This window comes from Virgibacillus sp. FSP13 (assembly GCF_054048505.1).
Window position 1 is genome coordinate 25,983 of sequence record NZ_JBSVKG010000027.1, and the last position, 23,363, is coordinate 49,345.

The 23,363-nt window shown below is 38.6% G+C and carries 20 protein-coding genes and 1 tRNA gene; 20 read left to right on the forward strand and 1 reads right to left on the reverse strand.

What is annotated here, in order from left to right:
• The first annotated feature begins 1 nt into the window (after position 1).
• From ACW2QC_RS17370 to ACW2QC_RS17430, 13 genes are all read left to right on the forward strand, one after another.
• Positions 2 to 955 carry a ribose-phosphate diphosphokinase gene (locus ACW2QC_RS17370; protein WP_457545204.1) on the forward strand — a complete coding sequence of 318 codons (954 nt, stop codon included), beginning with the start codon at positions 2 to 4 and terminating at the stop codon, positions 953 to 955.
• A gap of 141 nt (positions 956 to 1,096) precedes the next feature.
• Positions 1,097 to 1,723, forward strand: coding sequence for a 50S ribosomal protein L25/general stress protein Ctc (locus tag ACW2QC_RS17375; RefSeq protein ID WP_457545205.1), 627 nt, complete (start codon positions 1,097 to 1,099; stop codon positions 1,721 to 1,723).
• A gap of 585 nt (positions 1,724 to 2,308) precedes the next feature.
• Positions 2,309 to 2,872: an aminoacyl-tRNA hydrolase gene (pth, locus tag ACW2QC_RS17380; protein ID WP_457545206.1), complete on the forward strand. Its 564-nt coding sequence runs from the start codon at positions 2,309 to 2,311 to the stop codon at positions 2,870 to 2,872.
• Positions 2,873 to 2,984: 112 nt separating this feature from the next.
• Entirely contained in the window at positions 2,985 to 3,215 is a 231-nt protein-coding gene (locus ACW2QC_RS17385) for an anti-sigma-F factor Fin (protein WP_457545207.1), read from the forward strand.
• Positions 3,216 to 3,286: 71 nt separating this feature from the next.
• Positions 3,287 to 6,811 carry a transcription-repair coupling factor gene (mfd, locus tag ACW2QC_RS17390; RefSeq protein WP_457545208.1) on the forward strand — a complete coding sequence of 1,175 codons (3,525 nt, stop codon included), beginning with the start codon at positions 3,287 to 3,289 and terminating at the stop codon, positions 6,809 to 6,811.
• Positions 6,812 to 7,082: 271 nt separating this feature from the next.
• Entirely contained in the window at positions 7,083 to 7,619 is a 537-nt protein-coding gene (gene spoVT / locus ACW2QC_RS17395; RefSeq protein WP_457545209.1) for a stage V sporulation protein T, read from the forward strand.
• Positions 7,620 to 8,344: 725 nt separating this feature from the next.
• Positions 8,345 to 9,937 carry a putative polysaccharide biosynthesis protein gene (locus tag ACW2QC_RS17400; protein WP_457545210.1) on the forward strand — a complete coding sequence of 531 codons (1,593 nt, stop codon included), beginning with the start codon at positions 8,345 to 8,347 and terminating at the stop codon, positions 9,935 to 9,937.
• A complete protein-coding gene (gene yabN, locus ACW2QC_RS17405) occupies positions 9,930 to 11,378 on the forward strand; it encodes a bifunctional methyltransferase/pyrophosphohydrolase YabN (protein ID WP_457545211.1) in 1,449 nt (482 codons plus the stop codon). Before ACW2QC_RS17400 ends, yabN begins: the two co-directional genes overlap by 8 nt.
• A gap of 5 nt (positions 11,379 to 11,383) precedes the next feature.
• Positions 11,384 to 11,644, forward strand: coding sequence for an RNA-binding S4 domain-containing protein (locus tag ACW2QC_RS17410; protein WP_457545212.1), 261 nt, complete (start codon positions 11,384 to 11,386; stop codon positions 11,642 to 11,644).
• Between the two features lie 97 nt (positions 11,645 to 11,741).
• Positions 11,742 to 12,041 (forward strand): sporulation protein YabP, encoded by a 300-nt coding sequence (gene yabP / locus ACW2QC_RS17415; protein WP_457545213.1) that lies wholly within the window; start codon positions 11,742 to 11,744, stop codon positions 12,039 to 12,041.
• A complete protein-coding gene (gene yabQ, locus ACW2QC_RS17420) occupies positions 12,038 to 12,637 on the forward strand; it encodes a spore cortex biosynthesis protein YabQ (RefSeq protein WP_457545214.1) in 600 nt (199 codons plus the stop codon). Before yabP ends, yabQ begins: the two co-directional genes overlap by 4 nt.
• A 6-nt stretch (positions 12,638 to 12,643) precedes the next feature.
• A complete protein-coding gene (locus tag ACW2QC_RS17425) occupies positions 12,644 to 13,024 on the forward strand; it encodes an FtsB family cell division protein (protein WP_457545215.1) in 381 nt (126 codons plus the stop codon).
• A 72-nt stretch (positions 13,025 to 13,096) separates the two neighbouring features.
• Positions 13,097 to 13,480, forward strand: coding sequence for a S1 domain-containing RNA-binding protein (locus ACW2QC_RS17430; protein ID WP_457545216.1), 384 nt, complete (start codon positions 13,097 to 13,099; stop codon positions 13,478 to 13,480).
• 120 nt (positions 13,481 to 13,600) lie between these two features.
• On the opposite strand, the gene ACW2QC_RS17435 is transcribed toward ACW2QC_RS17430, so the two are convergent.
• Positions 13,601 to 13,674, reverse strand: a tRNA-Met gene (locus ACW2QC_RS17435).
• A 375-nt stretch (positions 13,675 to 14,049) separates the two neighbouring features.
• Between ACW2QC_RS17435 and spoIIE the strand changes: the two genes are divergently transcribed.
• The 7 genes from spoIIE (at position 14,050) to ftsH (ending at position 22,765) form a co-directional block, all read left to right on the forward strand.
• Positions 14,050 to 16,500 carry a stage II sporulation protein E gene (spoIIE, locus tag ACW2QC_RS17440; RefSeq protein WP_457545217.1) on the forward strand — a complete coding sequence of 817 codons (2,451 nt, stop codon included), beginning with the start codon at positions 14,050 to 14,052 and terminating at the stop codon, positions 16,498 to 16,500.
• On the forward strand, positions 16,481 to 16,876 hold the full coding sequence (locus ACW2QC_RS17445) for a hypothetical protein (RefSeq protein WP_457545218.1): 396 nt from the start codon (positions 16,481 to 16,483) through the stop codon (positions 16,874 to 16,876). The genes spoIIE and ACW2QC_RS17445 overlap by 20 nt, the downstream gene beginning before the upstream one ends.
• Before the next feature lie 16 nt (positions 16,877 to 16,892).
• Positions 16,893 to 17,633: a hypothetical protein gene (locus ACW2QC_RS17450; RefSeq protein WP_457545219.1), complete on the forward strand. Its 741-nt coding sequence runs from the start codon at positions 16,893 to 16,895 to the stop codon at positions 17,631 to 17,633.
• Positions 17,596 to 18,540, forward strand: coding sequence for a protein kinase domain-containing protein (locus tag ACW2QC_RS17455; RefSeq protein WP_457545220.1), 945 nt, complete (start codon positions 17,596 to 17,598; stop codon positions 18,538 to 18,540). The genes ACW2QC_RS17450 and ACW2QC_RS17455 overlap by 38 nt, the downstream gene beginning before the upstream one ends.
• A 66-nt stretch (positions 18,541 to 18,606) precedes the next feature.
• Positions 18,607 to 20,001, forward strand: a complete 1,395-nt coding sequence (gene tilS / locus ACW2QC_RS17460; protein ID WP_457545221.1) for a tRNA lysidine(34) synthetase TilS — start codon at positions 18,607 to 18,609, stop codon at positions 19,999 to 20,001.
• Positions 20,002 to 20,013: 12 nt separating this feature from the next.
• Entirely contained in the window at positions 20,014 to 20,559 is a 546-nt protein-coding gene (gene hpt, locus ACW2QC_RS17465; RefSeq protein WP_457545222.1) for a hypoxanthine phosphoribosyltransferase, read from the forward strand.
• Positions 20,560 to 20,725: 166 nt separating this feature from the next.
• Positions 20,726 to 22,765, forward strand: coding sequence for an ATP-dependent zinc metalloprotease FtsH (gene ftsH / locus ACW2QC_RS17470; RefSeq protein ID WP_457545223.1), 2,040 nt, complete (start codon positions 20,726 to 20,728; stop codon positions 22,763 to 22,765).
• The last annotated feature ends 598 nt before the right edge of the window (positions 22,766 to 23,363 follow it).

Sequence of the window (23,363 nt, forward strand, 5' to 3'; positions counted from 1 at the left end):
CATGACATCGGGTTATAAGGATCCATCTTTAAAAGTATTTTCGTTGAATTCAAATCTAACATTGGCTGAGGATATTGCAAATCATATTGGCACAACACTTGGGAAATGTACAGTATCATCATTTAGTGACGGGGAAATTCAAATTAACATAGAAGAAAGTATACGAGGCTGTGATGTCTACATTGTGCAGTCAACATGCTCCCCTGTTAATCAACATATTATGGAACTATTAATTATGATCGACGCGGTAAAACGAGCTTCAGCTAAATCAATTAACATTGTTATGCCGTACTATGGTTATGCGAGACAAGATCGTAAAGCACGGGCAAGAGAGCCAATTACAGCAAAGTTAATTGCGAACTTGTTAGAAACTGCTGGTGCAGACCGTGTCATTACGCTTGATTTACATGCTCCACAGATTCAAGGTTTCTTTGATGGACCAATTGACCACTTACAAGGTGTGCCGATCCTTTCTGATTACTTTGAAGCTAAAGACTTAGATGACCTTGTTATCGTTTCACCAGATCATGGCGGTGTAACACGTGCACGCAAAATGGCAGATCGCTTAAAAGCGCCAATTGGCATTATTGATAAACGCAGACCACGTCCGAATGTAGCTGAAGTAATGAATATTGTAGGAAATATTGAAGGTAAAACAGCTATATTAATTGATGATATTATTGATACAGCTGGAACAATTACCCTTGCTGCAAATGCATTAATTGAGAATGGCGCAAAAGAAGTGTATGCTTGTTGTACACACCCGGTTTTATCCGGCCCAGCAATCGAGCGAATCGATAATTCCAAAATTAAAGAGCTTGTCATTACAAATACGATTCCACTTCCAGAAGAAAAGCAAATTGATAAAATTAAAGAATTATCTGTCGCACCACTTATTGGTGAAGCAATTATTCGCGTTCACGAATTACAGTCAGTAAGTATCCTGTTCGATTAATTTAGAGGTTTAGAAAGATGTTAGTTCGGGAATTAACTATATAGAGTGTTTTACTCAATAGAAATAGTTATAAGAATCCAACATAATTCTAGCAAGAGACTTAGCAAATGTTGAGTTTTAAATAATTGGAGGATGATGAACATGGCAGTAAAATTAAAAGCGTTAAACCGAGAAGATCATAGGAAATCCACTACAAAACAAGTTAGGGAAAGTGGACAAGTTCCTTCAGTTGTTTATGGCAAGGAAAAAGAAGCAAGATCAATTGCTGTAAATAACTTGGATCTATTGAAAACGGTTCGCGACGAGGGCAGAAACACCATTATCTCACTTGATATTGAAAATGGTAATCCTGTCGATGTTATGCTACATGACTATCAAATAGATCCGATTAAAGATGAATTAATCCATGCTGATTTTTATATTGTGAATATGTCTGAAGAAATGGATGTTGAGGTGCCACTACGATTGGATGGCGAGGCTAAAGGTACTAAAGAGGGTGGCGTATTGCAGCAACCATTTTATGAGCTTCAAGTTCGTGCAAAACCTGGCAACATTCCAGAAGAAATTAGTGTAGACGTGTCTGCACTTGAAGTAGGGGACAGCATTGCGATTACCGATTTACCACAAGGAAAAGATTATCAATTCATTGATGATCCGGAAACAACAATTGCGACGGTTGTACCACCAGATACATTACAAGATGTTGAAGAAGCACCAGATGAAAATGCCGAACCTGACTTAGTTGACAGAAAAGGTGACGCTGAATAAACAGGAATAAAAGACGATGGGGTGAAACAGACCTCATCGAATAATATTACCCTTTATCCACCCTCCTGTAATTGGGTTTGCTTTTATAGGAGGGTGAATTATATGTATACAACTATTTTCTAAATTAAGGCTGTTTTCTAAAAAATGTTGTTTTTACACAATAGATATAAACTGCGACGTAACTTTAGCGTGACTTTCACCCCTTCTATATAAGATGAGTGCTAATCCAGCGCTGCGGAAAAATACTCGCTTTCCATGGGGAACGCTTCAGCCTCCTCGGAAGAAAACCACTTCCTTTGGTGTCTTCAGACTGTTCCTTTTCCCATTGGAGTCTCGCATTTTTCCGCAGCTTGGAATAGCTTTCTGTTCAAGTGATAAGAACTCCTCGATACGTTAATTTTATGGGATATAACCACTTGATAATCAGAAAATTTCTACCGAAGCGGAGTTCAAGCACAATCATCATTAGAATCGAAAAAACGTCATGAAAGAGAATTTTCACTACTGCGCATTTTATATCAACTACGAAATCTAAAAAGCAAACAAACAATATGAAAAGAGCCAAATAAAAAAGGAAGAATTAAAATGAAGTTTATTGTGGGATTAGGCAATCCAGGCAAAAAGTATGAAACGACAAGACATAATATTGGTTTTATGGTAATCGATGAACTGTTACATCGGTTTCAAATGGATTTAAATAAAACAAAATTTAATGGCAAATTTGCGATGGAAAATATAAATGGGGAGAAAGTGGTTTTGCTCAAGCCTCAGACTTATATGAACCTTTCTGGTGAAGCGATTAGACCATTATTGGATTATTATGATATTGATCCAGAAGACTTGCTTGTGATCTATGATGATTTAGATCTTCCAACCGGAAAAGTTCGCTTACGGCAAAAGGGTGGCCATGGGGGACACAATGGCATTCGATCGATAATTGACCACCTAGGTACAAAGGAATTTAAGCGTCTTCGTATCGGTGTTGGAAGACCAACCACACCAATTCCTGTTGTGGATTATGTATTGGGGTCATTTCCAAAAGAACAGCAAGATGAGGTTACAAATAGCATTAAAAAGGCTGCAGAGGCCTGTGAATCCTGGCTCGATACGTCCTTTATAGATGTTATGAATGAATTTAATGCTAAGTAAGGCGTGCAGAAAGTGTGTTACGTTGGTCTAATTTGCACGTTTTCATTACGTATAAAAAATTGCTTTTCGGATAAACTTTATGGTACCCCATGTTATTCGAGGAGGTATACGTATGTCAATTGTCTATCAATGCAGACATTGCGGACAGGTTATCGGCGAACTTGATCAACAAGTTGTCGACACAGCAATGCTTGGATTGGATAAATTGTCTGTAGAGGATAAGAAGGAAATGGTTCATTATCAACAAAACGGTGATGTCCATATAAAGACAATTTGCGAGAATTGCGAAGCGTCATTAGGGGCAAACCCGCACTATCATGAGTTAGATTTTTTTATACAATAGAACACGCTATACTTAGCTTTGGTTCCTTGACCAAGGCATTTTTGCGGTTCTAGCCTAATCGGGGGTTTACGATGAAAGGGATTAATGAATATTTACAATCAAAAAAAGATATACAATCGATTATAAGTGGTATTTCTAATGGGATGCACGAACAGCTTATAGCAGGTCTGTCAGGATCAGCTAGAAGTTTACTCGTCTCCATTATAAATGAGTCAACGAATAAGCCAGTATTGCTAGTAACACATCAATTAGTTCAAGCACAACAGCTGTATGATGACTTGTCTGAATTTATTGGCGAAAAGGATATTCATTTGTATCCGGTAAATGAATTGATTGCATCAGAAATTGCAATAGCGAGCCCGGAACTTAGAAGTCAGCGGATTGAAGCGTTAACCACGTGGTTCGAAAAGAAATCAGGTATACTAATCGCACCTGTTGCAGCATTGAAACGGATACTTCCACCGCCATCATATTGGCATACCTATCAATTGCAGTTTAAGCTTGGCGAGGATATTAATATCCAATCTTATGTCCAATCACTAATCGATATGGGCTATGAACGCGCATCAATGGTCAATACGCCAGGCGAATTCAGTATGCGTGGTGGAATTATTGATATTTATCCAGTTACAGAGGAGTACCCAATACGTATCGAACTATTTGATGAAGAAGTAGATTCGATACGCTATTTTGATGCTGACACACAACGTTCATTGGAAAAGGTAACAGAAATAAACGTTGGTCCAGCCACAGAACTGTTATTAACGGATGAAGATGTTATTACTGGTGCGGAACGTTTAGAGGAGGCTTTGGCCACAACACTGAAGAAAGTAAAAACGGCAGAGGCAAAAGAAAAGCTTAACGATGTAATGGCACCTGATATCGAACGATTGAAGAATTTAGAACGTTTTCAAGAGATGAATAAATATATTGGATTTCTCTATAATAACCCTGCTAGTTTGTTAGATTATTTACCAAAAGATGGGCTAATTATCCTAGATGAAATGAGTAGGATTCAGGAGACAGCAACAAATTTAGATACTGAGGAAGCGGAATGGTACAGTAATCTATTAACATCGAACCAAATGGTGGGACAGAGCAGATTTTCCTTTGATTGGCATGATATCGGGGAGAGGATGCGACAACAGCGGATTTATATGTCTGTCTTTTTACGGCATATCCCAAATACACAACCACAAAACATTATCAATTTATCGTCACGGGCCATGCAGGAATTTCATGGACAAATGAATTTATTTAAAAATGAATTAAATCGGTGGGAAAAGGGCGATTTTTCTGTTGTTATTTTGGCTCCAAATGAAAAGCGGGCAGAGAAGATTCATTCTATTTTTGCTGATTATGGTATCGATGCGACGTTATCGAAGGAATTAAAACTCCCAGTTACGAAGCCAACAATAGTGATTGGAAATATTGGTAGTGGTATCGAACTTCCAATGCATAAATTAGTGCTCATTACTGAAAATGAATTGTTTAAAAAAGTGACCAAACGCACTAGAAAGAGACAAAAGATTTCCAATGCAGAGCGAATAAAAAGTTACCAGGAATTGAAAATTGGCGATTATGTTGTACATGCAAATCATGGTATTGGTAAGTATCTAGGCATTGAGACACTCGAGGTCAATGATTTACACAAAGATTATATGCTAATTATGTATTCTGGCGATGACAAGCTTTTTGTGCCAATCGATCAAATTGATTTGGTTCAAAAGTTTGTTGCTTCTGAAGGAAAGGAACCCAAACTATACAAACTGGGTGGAAGCGAGTGGACAAAGGTAAAGCGTAAAGTGCAATCGTCTGTTGAAGATATTGCTGATGATCTTATTAAACTTTACGCAGAACGAGAAGCTCGAAAAGGGTATGCATTTTCAGAGGACACGGAGATGCAACGCGAGTTTGAGGCAGCTTTTCCATACCAGGAGACAGATGACCAACTACGATGCATAGAAGAAATTAAACAGGATATGGAAAGAGAAAGACCAATGGATCGCTTGTTATGTGGCGATGTTGGTTATGGGAAAACAGAAGTAGCAATACGTGCGGCATTTAAGGCAGTTGCCGATGGGAAACAAGTGGCCATTTTAGTACCGACGACAATTTTAGGACAACAACACTTTGAAACCATTCGCGAGCGCTTCCAGGATCATGCTGTTAACATTGGGCTTTTAAGTCGATTTCGGACGAAGAAGCAACAAAAAGAAACACTTGATGGATTAAAAAAAGGACTTGTTGATATAGTTATCGGTACACACCGTTTATTATCAAAAGATGTTCAGTATAATGACCTTGGTTTACTTATTGTGGATGAAGAGCAACGATTTGGTGTGAAGCATAAAGAAAAAATCAAGCAATTAAAATCAAATGTAGATGTTCTGACCCTAACCGCAACCCCAATACCAAGAACATTGCATATGTCCATGTTAGGTGTTCGAGACTTATCTGTAATCGAGACACCACCGGAAAATCGCTTTCCAATTCAAACGTATGTAACGGAATATAATCCTATTTTTATTAGAGAAGCAATCGAACGGGAGATGGCGCGTGGAGGACAGGTATTTTTCCTTTATAACCGTGTAGAGAATATTGATCGTATTGCCCGGGAAATTGGCATGTTAGTTGATGATGCCAAAATTGGGGTCGCTCATGGTCAGATGAATGAAACAGAACTTGAAAGCGTGATGTTTGGATTTTTAGAAGGGGAATTCGATGTTTTGGTAAGTACAACGATCATCGAAACAGGGGTCGATATTCCAAATGTAAATACGCTGATTGTCTATGATGCTGATCGTATGGGGTTAAGCCAACTGTATCAGCTTAGAGGACGAGTAGGACGGTCCAATCGAATTGCATATGCTTACTTTACGTACCAAAAGGATAAAGTTTTAACCGAAATTGCTGAAAAACGTTTGCAGGCAATTAAAGAATTTACCGAACTTGGATCAGGATTCAAAATTGCCATGCGCGACTTATCGATTCGTGGTGCTGGAAACTTACTAGGTGCACAACAGCATGGCTTCATTGACTCAGTGGGATTTGATATGTACTCACAGATGTTAAAAGATGCTATTGATGCGCGGAAGGCGGGTAAGGAACTAGATGAAGTGAAACCTTTTGAACCGGAGCTTTCCCTTGACCTTGATGCTTATATTCCAGACACATATATAAAAGATGAAAAACAAAAAATAGAAATGTATAAACGCTTCCAAACCATTGCTGGAGCGGAGGACGTAGACGCATTGAAAGAAGAATTAATCGATCGATTCGGGGATTACCCTGAAGAAGTAGCAAACCTGTTTATTATAGCTACATTAAAAATGTATGCAAAACAGGAAAAAGTTGAATCGATAAGCGAGAAAAACAAAAAAGTGGAACTACTTGTCGAGGATGGCCGCAGTCAGGGAATTGATGGGTCAAAACTATTCACATTAGCCAATACATTTGGTCGAGGTGTTCAACTTGGCACCGAAAATCAAAAGCTAAAAGTCGTGTTTAATTGGTCCAAAGAAAACAGATATAAACGATATGAAGTTATCGAAGACTTTATCAAGCAACTGTCCACTGTCGATCGTGACGATTAGAAAAAAATGTGATTAATGTATAGTTCTTTCCAGATGATTCATACTAAAACCACAACTGGTGTTTATTTCACATTACAAAAAGGGAAGGGTCTAATAGCAACAATCTATGTGAAAAGTTCCAAAAAATGCTGGCGGCTGAAGTTCGGTAAATACTATGGTCCATATAAAAGGGTTCAGATATAAACAAAAGAAATTTAGGCACCCATTGTTTGTAATTTTAATGTGAAAGAAACCAGGGACGATCATCATAGGAAAGCGAGGCTTCATAAAGATGAAGGCAACAGGAATAGTAAGACGAATTGATGATTTAGGAAGAGTTGTAATCCCAAAGGAAATCAGACGGACATTGCGTATTCGCGAAGGAGATCCATTAGAGATATTTGTTGATCGTGAAGGAGAAGTTATTTTAAAGAAATATTCACCAATAAATGAATTGGGCAATTTCGCACAGGAATATGCAGAAGCACTATTTGATTCGTTAAATTTTCCGGTTATTATCTGTGATCGTGATGAAGTTATTGCGGTTGCCGGGGATTCAAAAAAAGATTACTTAAATAAAAATATTGGAACGAAATTGGAAAAGGCAATTGAGAACCGATCCGTATTAATGGAAACCGAAACGTCTACATTAGAAATTTTGGAAAGTAAAGATGAGGAATTATCCTCATATTGTTTAAACCCGATCATTGCAAATGGAGATCCGATTGGTTGTGTCATGATGTTTTCAAAAGATGATAAAACACTTAGTAATGTTGAACAAAAGGCAGTGGAAACGGCAGCAAGCTTTATGGCGAAGCAGATGGAATGATAATAGGATGAAACGAATATATCTCATAAGGGTCTGACTCTCTCAGTTACTTGAGGGGGTTTGGCCCTTTATTTTGCGCTTTTGTATAAAAATTTGGTTATAATAGGCTAACTAGTGGAAGAGGCAAAGTCCAGCTCTAGCGTATGCTATAATAGGGAAAGGCTGTTTTTTAGGAAATTGGGACTGCGATTACTCGCCCCATCGAAAACATTTGTTGTTTTGACACAATAGATATAAAATGCGACACACTTTAAATGATGTTTGGTGCGATTATCCGCTCCGGAAATACACTTCGCTGTCCGCGGGCGGCTGCTGAGCCTCCTCGAGCTGAGCACTAAGGGGTCTCACCTAGTCCTTTCCTCCCGCTGGAGTCTACGTGTATTTCCTCCGCTGATATTGCATTTACTACCAATAGCCGTAGTAGTGGTATGTGTTCTATAAGTATCCTACCACTTCACTAGTCCGGGTGAGTGAAGGGTGGTGACTCCTGCGGGAACAGCACGTGTCCGAAGACCCCGCAGAGTGGTTTTCTCGAGGAGGCTGAGGCCGTGCCCGCGGAAAGCATCCACGCGGAACGATCCCGGACGGCGGGAAATGCACGTACTTATAGAAAAGATCCCAGCTTACGTCGCAGTTTCTATCAACTACGAAATTGAATGGCATCAAACAATGTGAAAACAGCCTAGGGAAATAAATGAAGTTCGGATGGAAAGGCGTTTGTCAACATGGCTAGCAATGAATCAAATAAATTAGTGAAAGGTGCTTTACTGCTTACATTAGCTGGATTTATCAGCAAGCTGCTAAGTGCGGGTTACCGGATTCCGTTGCAAAACTTAACAGGGGATCTTGGTTTTTACATTTATCAGCAAATTTACCCCTTCCTTGGAATGGTGTTGGTTTTATCGTTGTATGGTTTTCCGTCTGCAATCTCCAAAATGGTGGTTGATCTTAGGTCGGAAGGAAGGCGGCTTTCATTTACTCGTTTTTATGTGCCTGTGTTTTCTATTTTATTGGTAATCAATGGTGCAATATTTCTCTTTTTATTATTAAATGCAGGAGAAATTGCAAATTGGATGGGTAATCCGAAACTACAACATGCATTACAATTTGCTGCTTTTGCTTTTTTGTTGATTCCCTTTTCAGCATTATTACGTGGCGTGTTTCAAGGAAGCTATCAAATGAAGCCAACCGCACTATCACAAATCGGTGAGCAATTTGTACGTGTGTTTATTATTATTTTGGCAGCGGTATTAATTGCCATCAATGGATGGAATATTTATGAAATCGGACAAGCAGCAGCAATTGCGTCTATAGCTGGTGGGATAATGGCAATTATTATTCTTGGAACGTTTTTTCTGAAACATAGACCAATCCAATCTGACTTGTTTACGATTCCTTTGGGCTATTATCTAAAAACGTTGCTAATCTTTGGTATCATTGCAGCGTTAAATCATATGGTGTTGATCGTCATTCAATTCGCTGACGCATTTACATTGGTCCCGGGTCTAAAGGATTATGGATTATCACAAATTAAGGCAATGAAGGTAAAGGGAGTATTTGATAGAGGACAACCATTAATTCAACTTGGTACTGTAATTGGATCATCGTTTGCATTAGCATTAATTCCATCCATATCGAGGCAAAAACTACAGTCTGACCCAAGACAAAGTTATCATTACATTCGCAGTGGACTCCTATTTAGCTTTTATCTGGCTGTAGGTGCGACTGTTGGATTACTTGTTATTTTTCCGGAAGTAAATACCGTATTATTTAAAAATGATTTGGGAACGACTAGTTTACGTATTCTTAGCATTGCTGTTTTTCTTTGTTCACTTGCTATAACTACATCATCTGTTTTACAAGGATTAGGCTATATCAAACGAACAGCAGCTTTTATTTTAATAGCTTTTTTTATGAAATGGACGTTGAACCAACTCCTTGTCCCACTATGGAGTATCACAGGTAGTGCCATGGCAACAGTAATCAGCTTGCTGGTACTATGTGGATTGGTTATCATCGAATTAAAAAGGAAGTTGCCGCATTTATACTTTTGGCAAACAATTAATTGGCACGCATTGCTAATTGCTAGCACTGTTATGGTTGTTTATCTTTATCTTATGCATTATGTTTTCATGTTTTTTAACATAAATTCTCGTTTGGGATTACTGGCTTATGTTATCGGTGTTGCGGTAACTGGGGCGGTTATATATATGGTTTTATTGGTGAAAAAGAAGGCATTCACGGAAGAGGAATTAAAGATGCTCCCATTTGCCTCTTTTTTCATTTGGCTACATAGAGGGAGGAATTCGCTTGAATAGAAAAATTGAAATTATCGGGTTAGGTGCTGGAGATATTAATCAACTGCCGCTTGGAATTTATAAAAAATTAACGAGTACAACGGAAAAAGTGTATGTTCGAACATTAGACCATCCAGTTGTAGCGGCCTTACAAGCAGAAGGAGTTACGTTTGAGTCGTTTGACAATATTTATGAATCCAAGCAGCAATTTGCGGATGTTTACCAAGAAATTGCGGATGAATTAATCAAACGATCGGATGAAGCCAATGTGATTTATGCTGTTCCGGGCCATCCAATGCTAGCAGAAAAAACAGTACAGCTATTATTGGAACAGAAGGAAATAACAATTGATGTTGTCGGTGGCCAAAGTTATTTGGATGATTTATTTACAGGATTAAAAATAGATCCTATTGATGGATTTCAATTTGTTGATGCCACGTCATTTAACCGTCATCAACTCGATTACCAGCATCATCTCATTTTTTGCCAAGTCTATGATCGTTTTATTGCATCTAATGTAAAACTTGCATTACTAGAGGATCTACCAGCCGATTACCAAGTTACTGTTGTTGAAGCAGCAGGGAGCATACAGGAAAAGATGACAACTATTCCATTAGAACAGCTTGATCATTCCATGGAAGTAAATAATTTAACAAGTGTTTATATCCCACCAGTACCGCAAGACTTGTTACATCATACCTTTGGCTGTTTGCGAGAGGTGATTGCTAAATTGCGTAGTCCAGAAGGCTGCCCATGGGATAAGGAACAAACACATGAATCACTTAGGGAGTATGCAATTGAAGAGGTTTATGAACTCATTGATGCAATTGATGACCAAGATGATGAAGGAATTGTAGAAGAGTTAGGTGATATTCTCTTACAAGTCATGCTCCACAGTCAAATTGGTGAAGATAACGGATATTTTGTAATTGATGATGTTATTAAATCGATCACGGATAAAATGATTCACCGGCACCCACATGTTTTTGGTGACAAAACAGTTGATTCTGTTACTGACGTGAATACGAATTGGGATGCCTTAAAGCGGGAAGAAAAAGGTGAAAAGCGAAAATCCGTTTTGGATGGTGTTCCGAAAAGTATTCCTGCCCTTGCCAAAGCCCTTCAGTTGCAAAAGAAGGCAGCAAAGGTTGGATTTGCATGGGAAACGGTTGATGGGGCTTGGGATAAATTACAAGAGGAAATAAAAGAAGTACAAGAGGCAATTGTGGAGAATGATCAAGTTGAAGTAGAGAAGGAGTTAGGTGACGTTCTATTTGTACTAGCAAATATTTCAAGGTATTATAAAGTGAATCCGGAAGTTGCATTAAATAGAACGAACCAAAAGTTTATTTCCCGGTTTTCTTATATCGAAAAAAAGGTAATTGGGCAAAAGAAAGACATCAATGAAGTAAGTTTAAATGAAATGGATGCACTCTGGGACCAAGCAAAAGAAATGGAGTGATTGAAATGCGTTTAGATAAATTTTTAAAAGTATCCAGGTTAATTAAACGTCGTACATTAGCAAAAGAAGTTGCAGATAAAGGTCGGATAACGATTAACGGCAACCAGGCAAAGGCTGCTTCTAATGTAGCAGTAGGCGATGAATTAGTTATTCAATTCGGGCAGAAACTAGTAACTATAGAAATTACCAATTTGAAAGAGGCCGTGAAGAAAGACGAAGCAGAGACACTGTATAAAGTTATTAAAGAAGAAAAGAGCAATAGTTAATAGTTAAGCTAAAGTAGTATTGAAAAATTAACGATTAGATTGTTCTAGACTTGTCCTCCCTGTCATAAAGTAATAATGATAAGGAGGGCTATAGCAAATGAATTATTATGAAAAAGATTCCGTACAACGCGTTCAACAAGATCACTTCGTAAAAATTAATAATCGCAAGGATTTAGAAATTACTGGTGTTAAAGAAGTAGATAGTTTTGATAATGAAGAATTTCTGCTAGAAACGGTAATGGGATACTTAATTATTCGAGGGCAGAATTTACAGTTGAAAAACCTTGATGTTGGCGAAGGATTAGTTGCGATTAAAGGTAAAGTATATGAGCTTTCCTATGTGGATGAACATCAACAGGAGAAAGCTAAAGGATTCTTTAGCAAGCTATTTCGATGACATTAAATGTCCAGTTCATGACGATGATTGTCATGATTATAAGTGGGTTTTATTTGGGCATCATACAAGAAACATTTCGCCGCTTTAAGCCACATTGGAAGGATAATAAATTCTTCGTATATTTTATGGAGGTAGCCTTTTGGTTATCACAGGTTTTGCTTGTCTTTTATGTGTTATTCCTTGTTAATGCTGGAGAACTACGCTTTTATGTTTTCTTGGCCCTTTTTCTAGGGTTTTCTATTTATCAAGCATTAGCTGCTCCACTTTATAAATGGTTGCTAGAACATCTTATCCGAATCATTGTGACCTGTTATCGTTTTATGGAGCGGCTAATTCAAATACTGATTATTACCCCGATAAAGTATATGATAAAATTGTTTGTTACACTCGTTTTGTTGATCGTTCAGTTCATCACGACACTAATTCTATTTGTAGCAAAAGTTATCTTTTTTCCTATAAGGTGGATATTTACTATAATTTATCGGCTATTACCAAGAAATATCCAAAACTTTTTTCACAAACTTGCAGGATTTTATAGTACAATAAAGAATATAAGTAAGAAGGGCATGAAGTATTTGAAGTTTAAGAGGAGGTAGCAGGCTGTGCCAACAAAGAAAAAAACGGTAACAAGATTAGATTCGAATTATATGCAGCAATATGACGCATACATAGAAAGACAGAAAAAGAAAAAGAAACGCCTAATTCGCCGTCTTGTGTTATTTTCTGTTGTGGTACTCATTGCTATTGGTAGTATGACTGCATATCATGTTAAACAGCGTGCGCTTCATGCTGAGAAAAAGGAACAATACGAACAAATGCAAGATAAGTTAGCTTCGTTGAAAAAAGAGGAAAAAAACCTTAATGAGGAAATTGACTTATTAAAAGATGAAGACTATGTATTAGAGATCGCTCGAACGAACTATTTTTTCTCTAAAGAAGGAGAATTAATTTTTAAACTTCCTAACGAGGATCCCTCTTATTGACACGCTTTCACATGCTTAGCTATAATATATTAGAACTATATATTTAAAACCTTAAGGAGGAGCATTTTTTTTATGTCAATCGAAGTAGGCAGCAAGCTGCAGGGAAAGGTAACAGGTATCACTAATTTTGGAGCTTTTGTTGAGCTTGGAGAAGGAAAAACAGGCCTTGTCCATATTAGTGAGGTTGCCGATAATTACGTCAAAGACATTAATGAACATCTTAGTGTCGGGGATGAAGTAAAGGTGAAAGTAATTAATGTCGAAAAGGATGGCAAGATTGGTTTGTCAATTAAGAAGGCAAAGGATAGACCACAACGCCAAAGAAATACCCGTGAGCGCACGGAATCATTTGAATCAAAAATGAATCGTTTCCTAAAAGATTCCGAAGACCGTTTAGCCTCTTTAAAGAAACACACGGAATCCAAACGTGGGGGCCGAGGTGCTAAAAGAGGATAGCAACTGCTGTCTATAAGGATGCTCTATTTACGATAAATAAAAAAGGCAGGTACCAATGATTATCTTGGTACCTGCCTTTTTTACGCAAAAAAAAATCGACTAAGTGTCGATTTTTGTTAATAGCGGCGGAGGGGATCGAACCCACGACCTCACGGGTATGAACCGTACGCTCTCGCCAGCTGAGCTACGCCGCCAAATGAGTCACAATTGATATAATACAACAGGTATAGAAAAGTGTCAATACTGTATGATTTTTACGGAATAGAGGAAATTTGGTGACTTTAATGACTTGCAATTCAACATTCGAGCAATCTTGATAGGAAAAAACAAATGATACACCAGTTTATCATGATAAATGGGTAAGGTAGACAGGGGTGTGGATAGTAGGTATAGCTTCATAATGCATGTATACATGGGATAAAGCGCTAGCTACGGGCCTTCGTGATACTTGTAGAAAATCGCTTATCCATCAAAAACTTAGTCGAACGATTTTATGAATATGCTCTGTTGTTTTGACAAAAAAGCAATCCAATTTGTGATTAACTATCTCTAAGAAGGAGTGGTTTTTTATGATGGATTCAATTCCAAGAGTAGAAACAAAAACATTTGGAAACGGAGCAAAGGATATAGGTAAATGGCGAAGTAAAATATCTTCCGGCGCCAAATCGGTAATGCTTGAAAAGGGATGGCTGCTTTTTATTGTCGGCTTTTTATTAGGACGAGCCGTGATTTTATCGGATGTATCCCCGTTTGCCGTGGCCTTTTTAGCGACAGTATGGTTTGTACATAAAGAGAAGGCGGCTAAGGTTATGCTAGCCATTATCCTGGGTGCGTTAAGCTTTTCAATCGCCCAAGGTACATTTGTTGCGTTAGCTATGATTGTCTTTATTTTTCTTGCAGGATTGTTTAAAAATGTAAAAAATCAACAAACAGTAATTCCGCTGTTTGTTTTCCTTTCTACCATTGCACCACGGTTATTTCTATATTCAATTGCAGACCAGCTCTCATCATATGAATGGATGCTTCTATTTGTTGAGGGGGTTCTTGGTACTGTACTTGTATTGATATTTATGCAGAGCATTCCATTATTATCACCAAAAAGATATAAACCAACTTTAAAAAATGAAGAAATTGTTTGTATGATTATTCTGATAGCGTCTATTTTGACAGGAACAATTGGCTGGGAATTTTATGATGCATCCGTGGAACAAATTTTCTCCAGGTATTTTGTACTCCTGCTCGCCTTTATAGGTGGAGCTGCTGTTGGATCAACAGTTGGTGTTGTTGCCGGTTTAATCTTATCACTCGCAAATGTTGCCAACCTTTATCAAATGAGTTTGCTAGCCTTTTCAGGATTACTTGGTGGATTACTAAAAGAAGGAAAGAAAATGGGAGTAAGTGTCGGGTTGCTTGTTGGAACGTTTTTGGTCGGAATTTATGGGGACGCTTCCACATTGTTGCCTTCCATTTTAGAATCGTCCATTGCAATTGTATTCTTTTTTCTTACACCGGCAAGTTGGTTTAAAAAGTTATCTCGTTATATTCCAGGAACAGAGGAATATACCAATGAACAGGAACAATACTTGCAAAAGGTCCGTAATGTTACAGCTAAACGAGTTGAACAGTTTTCTGATGTGTTTGAAGCATTATCGAAAAGCTTCACAAACACTGAGGAATTTCCACAGGAGGAAATGGATCGCAAGCGGGAGACAGACTTCTTTTTAAGTCAAGTAACGGAAAAAACTTGTCAAAGCTGCTTCATGAAGGAGAAGTGCTGGCAGCAACAATTTGATAAAACATATACACTAATGGAGAGCATGAAGGATGACCTTGAAGAGGGGAATGAACCGGAGCGTAAAATACTCCATCAATTTGAAAATCATTGTGTTAAATCAAAAAAGGTAATGGAGACAATGAAAGAGGAAATGTCCTTTTTTGAGGCTAATCAAAAATTAAAAAAGCAGGTAATGGAAAGTAAACGATTTGTTGCAGATCAACTTCAGGGTGTATCGGAAGTGATGGAGAACTTCGCCAAGGAAATTTTGAAAGAAAGACAGCACCATGAGAATCAAGAGGTCCAGATTGTGAATGCGTTAAAAAATATGGGAATTGATTTGGAAAAGCTCGATATATTCAGGTTGGATAAAGGCAATGTAGATATTGAAATGACTGTTTCATTTAATGATTATCATGGGGAAGGGCCTAAACTAATCGCCCCTGTTCTCTCTGATATCCTAAACGAAATGATTATTGTAAAAGAGGAAGAGATTTCACCATTTCCAAATGGTTATTGCTACCTAGCGTTTGGTTCTGCAAAGGAATTTGTGATTGAAACAGGGGTCGCAAACGCCGCAAAAGGTGGTGGCTTAATCTCTGGTGATAGCTTTACAACAATTGAACTTGGTGCAGGGAAATATGCAATGGCAATTAGTGATGGCATGGGTAATGGGAAACGCGCCCATGAAGAAAGTGATGAAACATTACGGTTGTTGCATCAAATATTACAAACTGGAATTCCAGAAAAGGTAGCGATTAAATCGATCAATTCCATTTTATCATTACGGTCTACAGACGAGATGTATGCAACGTTAGATCTTGCTGTTATTAATTTGCATAATGCATTTGTCCGGTTTCTTAAAATCGGCTCTACCCCTAGTTTTATTAAACGTGGAGACGAGATGCTTAAAGTGGAAGCTAGTAATTTACCAATGGGAATCATTCAGGAATTTGACGTAGACATTGTTAGTGAACAATTAAAAGCAGAAGATGTATTAATTATGATGAGTGATGGTATCTTTGATGGACCGAAACATGTAGAAAATACAGATATTTGGTTAAAACGAAAAATCCGCGAAATGCGAACAGACGACCCACAGGAGATGGCTGATTTACTACTAGAAGAAGTTGTCCGCACTAGGTCTGGAGCAATTGAAGATGATATGACCGTAATGGTGGCTAAAATTGTAAAAAATACGCCACAATGGACAAGTATACCGGCATATGAAAAGGAAGCACAGTAACCATGATGATATAAACACCCGAGGACAAGAACATCGGCGCCAGGGAGAAAACATCATCCCAAGAGGAGAAACATCGGCGCCAGGGAGAAAACATCGTCCCGAAACCAGGAACATCGGCGCCAGGAAGAAAACATCGTCCCGAAACCAGGAACATCGGCGCCAGGAAGAAAACATCGTCCCGAAACCAGAAACATCGGCGCCAGGGAGAAAACATCGTCCCGAAACCAGGAACATCGGCGCCAGGGAGAAAACATCGTCCCGAGAGGAGAAACATCGGCGCCAGGAAGAAAACATCGTCCCGAGACCGGGAGCATCCTTCTCACTACATTCCGATGTATACGATCGAGCCTTATTGGTGAAGATGGTACTGGAATAGTTGGGAGGGATTTTTGATGAAAAAAGGGACGTTAAAACAAATCTTATTAATAACAGATGGCTGCTCGAATAGAGGAGAGAGTCCTGCAGCAACGGCGGCAATTGCGTCACAACAAGGCATAACGGTTAATGTGATTGGAATATTAAATGATGACCAGACAGAAGATCCTGAAGGGCTCAGAGAAGTAGAAGACATTGCACTATCTGGTGGTGGTGTGAGTCAGCTAGTCTATAAGCAAGCATTATCACAAACAGTACAAACAGTAACAAAACAGGCAATGACGCAAACATTACAAGGTTTTGTTAATCAAGAACTAAAACAAATATTAGGACCCAATCAATCAATGGATGATCTGGAGCCAGAAAAACGTGGCGAAATTATTGAAGTAGTTGAGGATATGGGGGAAACGTGTGACCTTGAGGTACTTGTCCTAGTTGATACGAGTGCTAGCATGCATGACAAACTTCCAACCGTGAAAGAGGCATTAATTGATTTGTCGATCAGCTTAAACGCACGAATTGGTCGGAATCGCTTTTGTATTTTTAGTTTCCCTGGTAAACGTGAAAGTATACAAAAGGTTTTTGACTGGTCGCCAAAGCTGGATGCTGTATCAACAGTTTTTCCGAAGTTAACCAGTGGTGGAATCACTCCTACAGGTCCGGCGATACGGGAGGCAATGTATCAATTTGGCAAAAAAAGTTTGTTAAGGAGCCTTCGTAATGAGGATGAATCAAGCATGGAAGAAACAGGGTATTGAATTAAGGCCGGGCATGACCATTAGGGGGAAGTGGCACAAACATCGTTATGTCATTAAACGAAAGTTAGGAAGTGGTGCTATAGGCTCTGTATATCTGTGTGAGTGCAATGGTAAAGCTAGGGCACTAAAAATCAGTGATAACAGTGCATCGATGACGATGGAGGTCAATGTATTAAAGTCGCTCGAAAAGGTCCAAGGAAATCGGCTTGGGCCTTCTTTATTCGACGTCGATGACTGGGTCACACCTCATGGAATAAAGCATACCTTCTACGTAATGGAATATTTGCAAGGTGAAACACTTCCTAGTTTTATTAATCGAAATGGAAGTGAGTGGACTGGCGTGTTTATGCTCCAATTACTAGAAGACTTGGAGCAACTACATCAAGCGGGATGGGTGTTTGGTGATTTAAAAACCGAGAATTTGCTCGTATTATCATCTCCACCAAAAGTTCGTTGGATCGATGTTGGAGGTACAACACAAATTGGTAGAGCTATCAAGGAATATACCGAATTTTTTGATCGTGGTTACTGGGGAATGGGTTCTAGACGAGCGGAACCATCCTATGATCTATTTGCCTTTACAATGGTTTTTTTAAGTATCTATTTTCCTAAGCACTTCCAAAAAGGGCCAAACCCGGAAAAAACATTAATTTCTAAAATTAATGAAGTTAAGGCATTACGATTGTATCGGCCTTGTTTAAAAAAGGCGATTCAAGGAAAATATCAATCTAGTGCACAAATGAGGAGAGAACTGGCTAGTACGATCTATCAAGCGCAAAGAAGGAGTGCAAATAGACGAACGACTAGGAGGAAAAATCCAACTGTAAAAGGACCGGCAGTAATAGAGGCAACTGGTATTTTTGTATTATCGGTGGTTTTTTATCTATCATCCCTACTGGTACCATGAATTCATTCGTATTTGAAAATATGATAAAGTAAAATGGTTAGTAAATAAATTGGGGTTGGGTAAAAAATGCGTGAAGCAGTTATTTCATTTATTAAGAAGCACCATTTATTAGAAATAGATAAAACGGTATTAGTTGGGGTGTCGGGAGGTCCTGATTCCATGGCTCTTTTACACCTTCTATCCTCCATTCGAACGGAGTACAATCTACGTTTAGTTGCGATTTCAGTTGACCATCAATTACGAGGTGACGAGTCAAAAGCAGATCTGATTTATGTGAAGGAAATGTGTGATAAGTGGGGAATTGATTTTTATGGAACTTCTGTCGATGTACTATCGTATAAACAAAGTAGAAAGATTGGCACAGAAGTTGCAGCTAGGGAATTACGCTATCAAATATTTTCCGAACAAATGCACAAGGAGCATGCAGATTATTTAGTGCTTGGTCACCATGGCGATGACCAAGTTGAAACAATGCTTATGGGACTTACACGATCAGCCAGCCCAAGGACACTTACAGGAATACCTATTAAGCGACCATTTGCAACAGGCTTTATTGTTCGTCCGCTTTTAAGTATTTCAAAAAACGAAATAGAGTCGTACTGCAAGCAACATCATATTATTCCAAGGAGAGACCCAACTAATGAAACAACGGATTTCACAAGGAACTATTTTCGAAATAAAGTTATTCCGTTAATAAAAACACAAAACAACAATATACATACTACAGTGCAACATTTAAGTGAAAACCTGCAGGCTGACGAAACTTTTTTAGTTAATGAGGCATTAAGACTTTTGGATAAGGTAGTTACGTTAGATAAGGATAAACGTGTGGCAACATTTAAAATTGATGCTTTCCAAACATATCCCCTTGCTTTACAAAGGCGTTTCTATCATCTAATATTAAACTATCTATATGATGAATTACCAAAGGATTTATCGTATGTTCATGAGGAGCAGTTTTTTGTGTTGTTAACCAGCAAAAAGGCTAATGTCCACATTGACTTTCCACATCAATTAATAGTGGAAAAGACGTACCAGCAATTGAGATTTTACTTTCATTTTAATGAATCCCAAACGCTAAAGGTGAATGAAACACTGCTTATTCCCGGGGAAATAATATTACCGGATGGATCAAAAGTAGTAGCAAATTTCACCGATAATCCGGGGGTGACAGATGAGAATACGTATGTATGCAGAAGAGAAGAAATCGCGTTACCTTTACATATTAGAATGAGGCAGGATGGAGACCGTATGAGCTGGAAGGGGCTAAACGGAAGTAAAAAGATCAAAGATATCTTCATAGATGCAAAGGTTCCGATGAAAGAACGGGATAAATGGCCAATTGTTACCGATAATAATGGAGAGATCCTATGGCTTATCGGGTTAAAAAAGGGACAGCCAAAAAAACAGGCAAACAACACCTCATATATTAAAATCATTTATGAAAAAGGCAGTGTGTAGGAGGAACGGAAAATGCATAATGATATTGAAAAGATATTGATATCACAAGAAGATATTGCAAAAAAATGCGCAGAAATCGGTAAACAGCTAACAGAAGAGTATGACGGCAAGTTCCCGCTCGCAATTGGTGTGTTAAAAGGTGCAATGCCATTTATGTCTGATGTGCTTAGACATGTAGAAACATACTTAGAAATGGATTTTATGGACGTATCGAGCTATGGAGGTCAAATGCGTTCATCTGGAGAAGTAAAAATCGTAAAAGACCTAGATACAAAGGTAGAAGGTCGGGACTTGTTAATTATTGAAGACATCATTGACAGTGGCTTAACACTAAGTTATCTAGTTGATTTATTCAAATATCGTAAAGCAAGGTCAATTAAAATTGTAACTTTGTTGGATAAGCCTTCAGGGCGAACGGCAAATATTAAAGCAGATCTTATTGGGTTTAATGTACCAAATGAGTTTGTTGTAGGTTATGGTTTAGATTATGAAGAAAAGTATCGTAATTTACCGTATATCGGTGTATTAAAACCGAAAATATATGGTGGAGAAGCATAACCAAAATAGGAAGAGTTAATGTCGTATTTCACAAACATTTCAAGTTCTACAAATTGCAAAAAATAGTGAGAAATTAAATGCCATTTATAAGTGGAATTAGTTGTATTCAAACTTTTTCGTATGGTACTATGTAATATAGTTTTTCCCGCTTGGGAGGAGGTAGGCAATGAACCGATTATTTCGGAATGTGATCTTTTATTTCCTTATATTTCTTGTCATTATTGGCGTTATAGGAGTATTTAAAGGACAAAATGATCAGGCAGAACAATATAATGTAGAAGAATTTATGCAAGCCTTAAATAATGGTGAAATCGCTGAAGTGACGATGCAACCAGCAAATGGAATTATGCGTTTAACAGGAACACTTGAGGATGATGATAAACAATTCATTGCACAGGTTCCGAATAACACTGATGTAGTTGCTGACATCACAACAAAAGCACAGGAACAAAGTGTATTGAATGTCGAGGAAGAGGAACAGCCAAGCGGATGGGTTACCTTCTTGACAACGATGATTCCATTTCTAATTATTGGACTATTTTTCTTCTTTATTCTTAGTCAATCGCAAGGCGGCGGCGGTCGCGTGATGAACTTTGGTAAGAGTAAAGCGAAAATGTATAGTGAGGAAAAGAAAAAAGTTCGCTTCAAAGATGTAGCTGGAGCAGATGAAGAAAAGCAAGAGCTTGTTGAAGTTGTTGAATTTTTGAAGGATCCTCGTAAATTTGCAACCATTGGAGCACGCATTCCAAAAGGTGTCTTATTAGTAGGACCTCCAGGTACAGGTAAAACATTACTAGCACGAGCAGTTGCTGGCGAAGCTGGTACACCGTTCTTCTCAATCAGTGGTTCAGACTTTGTTGAGATGTTTGTTGGTGTCGGTGCGTCTCGTGTACGGGATTTATTTGAAAATGCGAAGAAAAATGCTCCATGTATTATATTTATCGATGAGATTGATGCGGTTGGTCGTCAACGTGGTGCCGGACTTGGCGGTGGTCACGATGAACGTGAACAAACCCTTAACCAACTTCTTGTTGAGATGGATGGATTTGGTGCGAATGAAGGTATTATTATTATCGCAGCAACAAACCGTCCAGATATTCTAGATCCGGCATTATTGCGTCCAGGTCGTTTTGATCGTCAGATTCCAGTTAATCGACCAGATGTTAAAGGTCGTGAGGAAGTATTAAAGGTACATGCTAGAAACAAACCGCTTGATAATACAGTTGACCTTAAAACAATTGCAATGCGTACACCAGGTTTTTCAGGTGCTGACCTAGAAAACCTATTAAATGAAGCGGCGTTAGTTGCAGCCCGACAAGATAAAAGTATGATTGACATGCTTGATGTTGACGAGGCAATTGACCGTGTTATTGCCGGCCCAGCTAAGAAGAGCCGAGTTATTTCAGAAAAAGAACGTAACATTGTGGCACACCATGAAAGTGGTCATACAGTTATTGGTATGGTACTTGATGATGCTGATATGGTTCATAAAGTTACAATTGTCCCCCGTGGGCAAGCCGGTGGTTATGCAGTGATGCTTCCTAGAGAGGATCGTTACTTTATGACCAAGCCTGAATTATTTGACAAAATTACCGGTCTGTTAGGTGGTCGTGTAGCAGAGGAAATCGTCTTTGGTGAAGTAAGTACCGGAGCATCGAATGACTTTGAACGTGCAACAGGTATCGCCCGTAAAATGATCACGGAATATGGCATGAGTGATAAAATAGGTCCATTGCAATTCAATAGTGGTGGTGGCGGAAATGTCTTCCTAGGACGGGACATCCAAAATGAGCAAAATTATAGTGACGCCATCGCACATGAAATTGATATGGAAATGCAAAACTTTATTAATTATTGTTACGATCGTGCAAAAACAATTCTTACTGAACACAAAGATCAGTTATTGCTAATTGCTAAAACACTTCTTGAAGTGGAAACGTTAGATGCTAAGCAAATAAAAGGGTTGTTTGAGGATGGTGTGCTTCCTGAACCAGAGGAAATAACAGAAGAAGCATCACAAACAACATCTGACAAAGATGATGTTCGGGTCAACATCCAATCAAAACAAGATGATGACACAGCACCGGAAACGTATGATGAAGCAAAGGCACGAGCAGAAGTTGAACTTAAAGAGGATCTAGAAGAAGAAAAAGAAGAACGGCAAGACAATTCTGACTCTGTAGATGATGACAATAAAAAAGAATAATACAGTTTTCAAAACAACCTCCCATATTGAATGGAGAGGTTGTTTTTTTCCTATAAATTAAGAAAGTATAAAAGCTGGGTTCTATTTTAGCTAACAACAAAGTAGGCCATGCTCAGCTTCAACGTACAGGACGTACTAGTGTCGATGAAACCACATGACAAAAAACTACTACAAGAAACATCGCACACAGAAAAAGTGTTTCTTTTTTAGTTCTTTACGTAACGTTTGTTGCTTTTTAATTTCGTAGTTGATATAAAATGCGACGAAACTTGAAATGATGATTGGTGCGTTTACCCGCTCCGGAAATACACTACGCTTTCCGCGGGCGGCTGCTGAGCCTCCTCGAGCTGTCGCTCTGCGGGGTCTCACCTAGGCCTTTCCTCCCGCCGGAGTCTCCGTGTATTTCCTCCGCTGGTATTGCGTTTACTACCATTAATCGTAGTAGTAAGTGTTCTATAAAGTATCCTACCACTTCACTAGTCCGGGTGAGTGGAGGGTGGTGACTCCTCGAAAAAGAAAAGCACTTTTTCTTCGTGCGATGTATCGCTGACGAAGCCTTCCTTGTCCTGCGGGAACAGCACGTGTCCGAAGCCCCCGT

What these genes read in the sequence shown, in the direction of transcription:
- ACW2QC_RS17370 (WP_457545204.1), top strand. Translation starts at nt 2, where the DNA reads ATGACATCGGGTTATAAGGATCCATCTTTAAAAGTATTTTCGTTGAAT.
- ACW2QC_RS17375 (WP_457545205.1), top strand. Translation starts at nt 1,097, where the DNA reads ATGGCAGTAAAATTAAAAGCGTTAAACCGAGAAGATCATAGGAAATCC.
- pth (WP_457545206.1), top strand. Translation starts at nt 2,309, where the DNA reads ATGAAGTTTATTGTGGGATTAGGCAATCCAGGCAAAAAGTATGAAACG.
- ACW2QC_RS17385 (WP_457545207.1), top strand. Translation starts at nt 2,985, where the DNA reads ATGTCAATTGTCTATCAATGCAGACATTGCGGACAGGTTATCGGCGAA.
- mfd (WP_457545208.1), top strand. Translation starts at nt 3,287, where the DNA reads ATGAAAGGGATTAATGAATATTTACAATCAAAAAAAGATATACAATCG.
- spoVT (WP_457545209.1), top strand. Translation starts at nt 7,083, where the DNA reads ATGAAGGCAACAGGAATAGTAAGACGAATTGATGATTTAGGAAGAGTT.
- ACW2QC_RS17400 (WP_457545210.1), top strand. Translation starts at nt 8,345, where the DNA reads ATGGCTAGCAATGAATCAAATAAATTAGTGAAAGGTGCTTTACTGCTT.
- ACW2QC_RS17410 (WP_457545212.1), top strand. Translation starts at nt 11,384, where the DNA reads ATGCGTTTAGATAAATTTTTAAAAGTATCCAGGTTAATTAAACGTCGT.
- yabP (WP_457545213.1), top strand. Translation starts at nt 11,742, where the DNA reads ATGAATTATTATGAAAAAGATTCCGTACAACGCGTTCAACAAGATCAC.
- yabQ (WP_457545214.1), top strand. Translation starts at nt 12,038, where the DNA reads ATGACATTAAATGTCCAGTTCATGACGATGATTGTCATGATTATAAGT.
- ACW2QC_RS17430 (WP_457545216.1), top strand. Translation starts at nt 13,097, where the DNA reads ATGTCAATCGAAGTAGGCAGCAAGCTGCAGGGAAAGGTAACAGGTATC.
- spoIIE (WP_457545217.1), top strand. Translation starts at nt 14,050, where the DNA reads ATGATGGATTCAATTCCAAGAGTAGAAACAAAAACATTTGGAAACGGA.
- ACW2QC_RS17445 (WP_457545218.1), top strand. Translation starts at nt 16,481, where the DNA reads ATGAAAAGGAAGCACAGTAACCATGATGATATAAACACCCGAGGACAA.
- ACW2QC_RS17450 (WP_457545219.1), top strand. Translation starts at nt 16,893, where the DNA reads ATGAAAAAAGGGACGTTAAAACAAATCTTATTAATAACAGATGGCTGC.
- ACW2QC_RS17455 (WP_457545220.1), top strand. Translation starts at nt 17,596, where the DNA reads ATGAGGATGAATCAAGCATGGAAGAAACAGGGTATTGAATTAAGGCCG.
- tilS (WP_457545221.1), top strand. Translation starts at nt 18,607, where the DNA reads ATGCGTGAAGCAGTTATTTCATTTATTAAGAAGCACCATTTATTAGAA.
- hpt (WP_457545222.1), top strand. Translation starts at nt 20,014, where the DNA reads ATGCATAATGATATTGAAAAGATATTGATATCACAAGAAGATATTGCA.
- ftsH (WP_457545223.1), top strand. Translation starts at nt 20,726, where the DNA reads ATGAACCGATTATTTCGGAATGTGATCTTTTATTTCCTTATATTTCTT.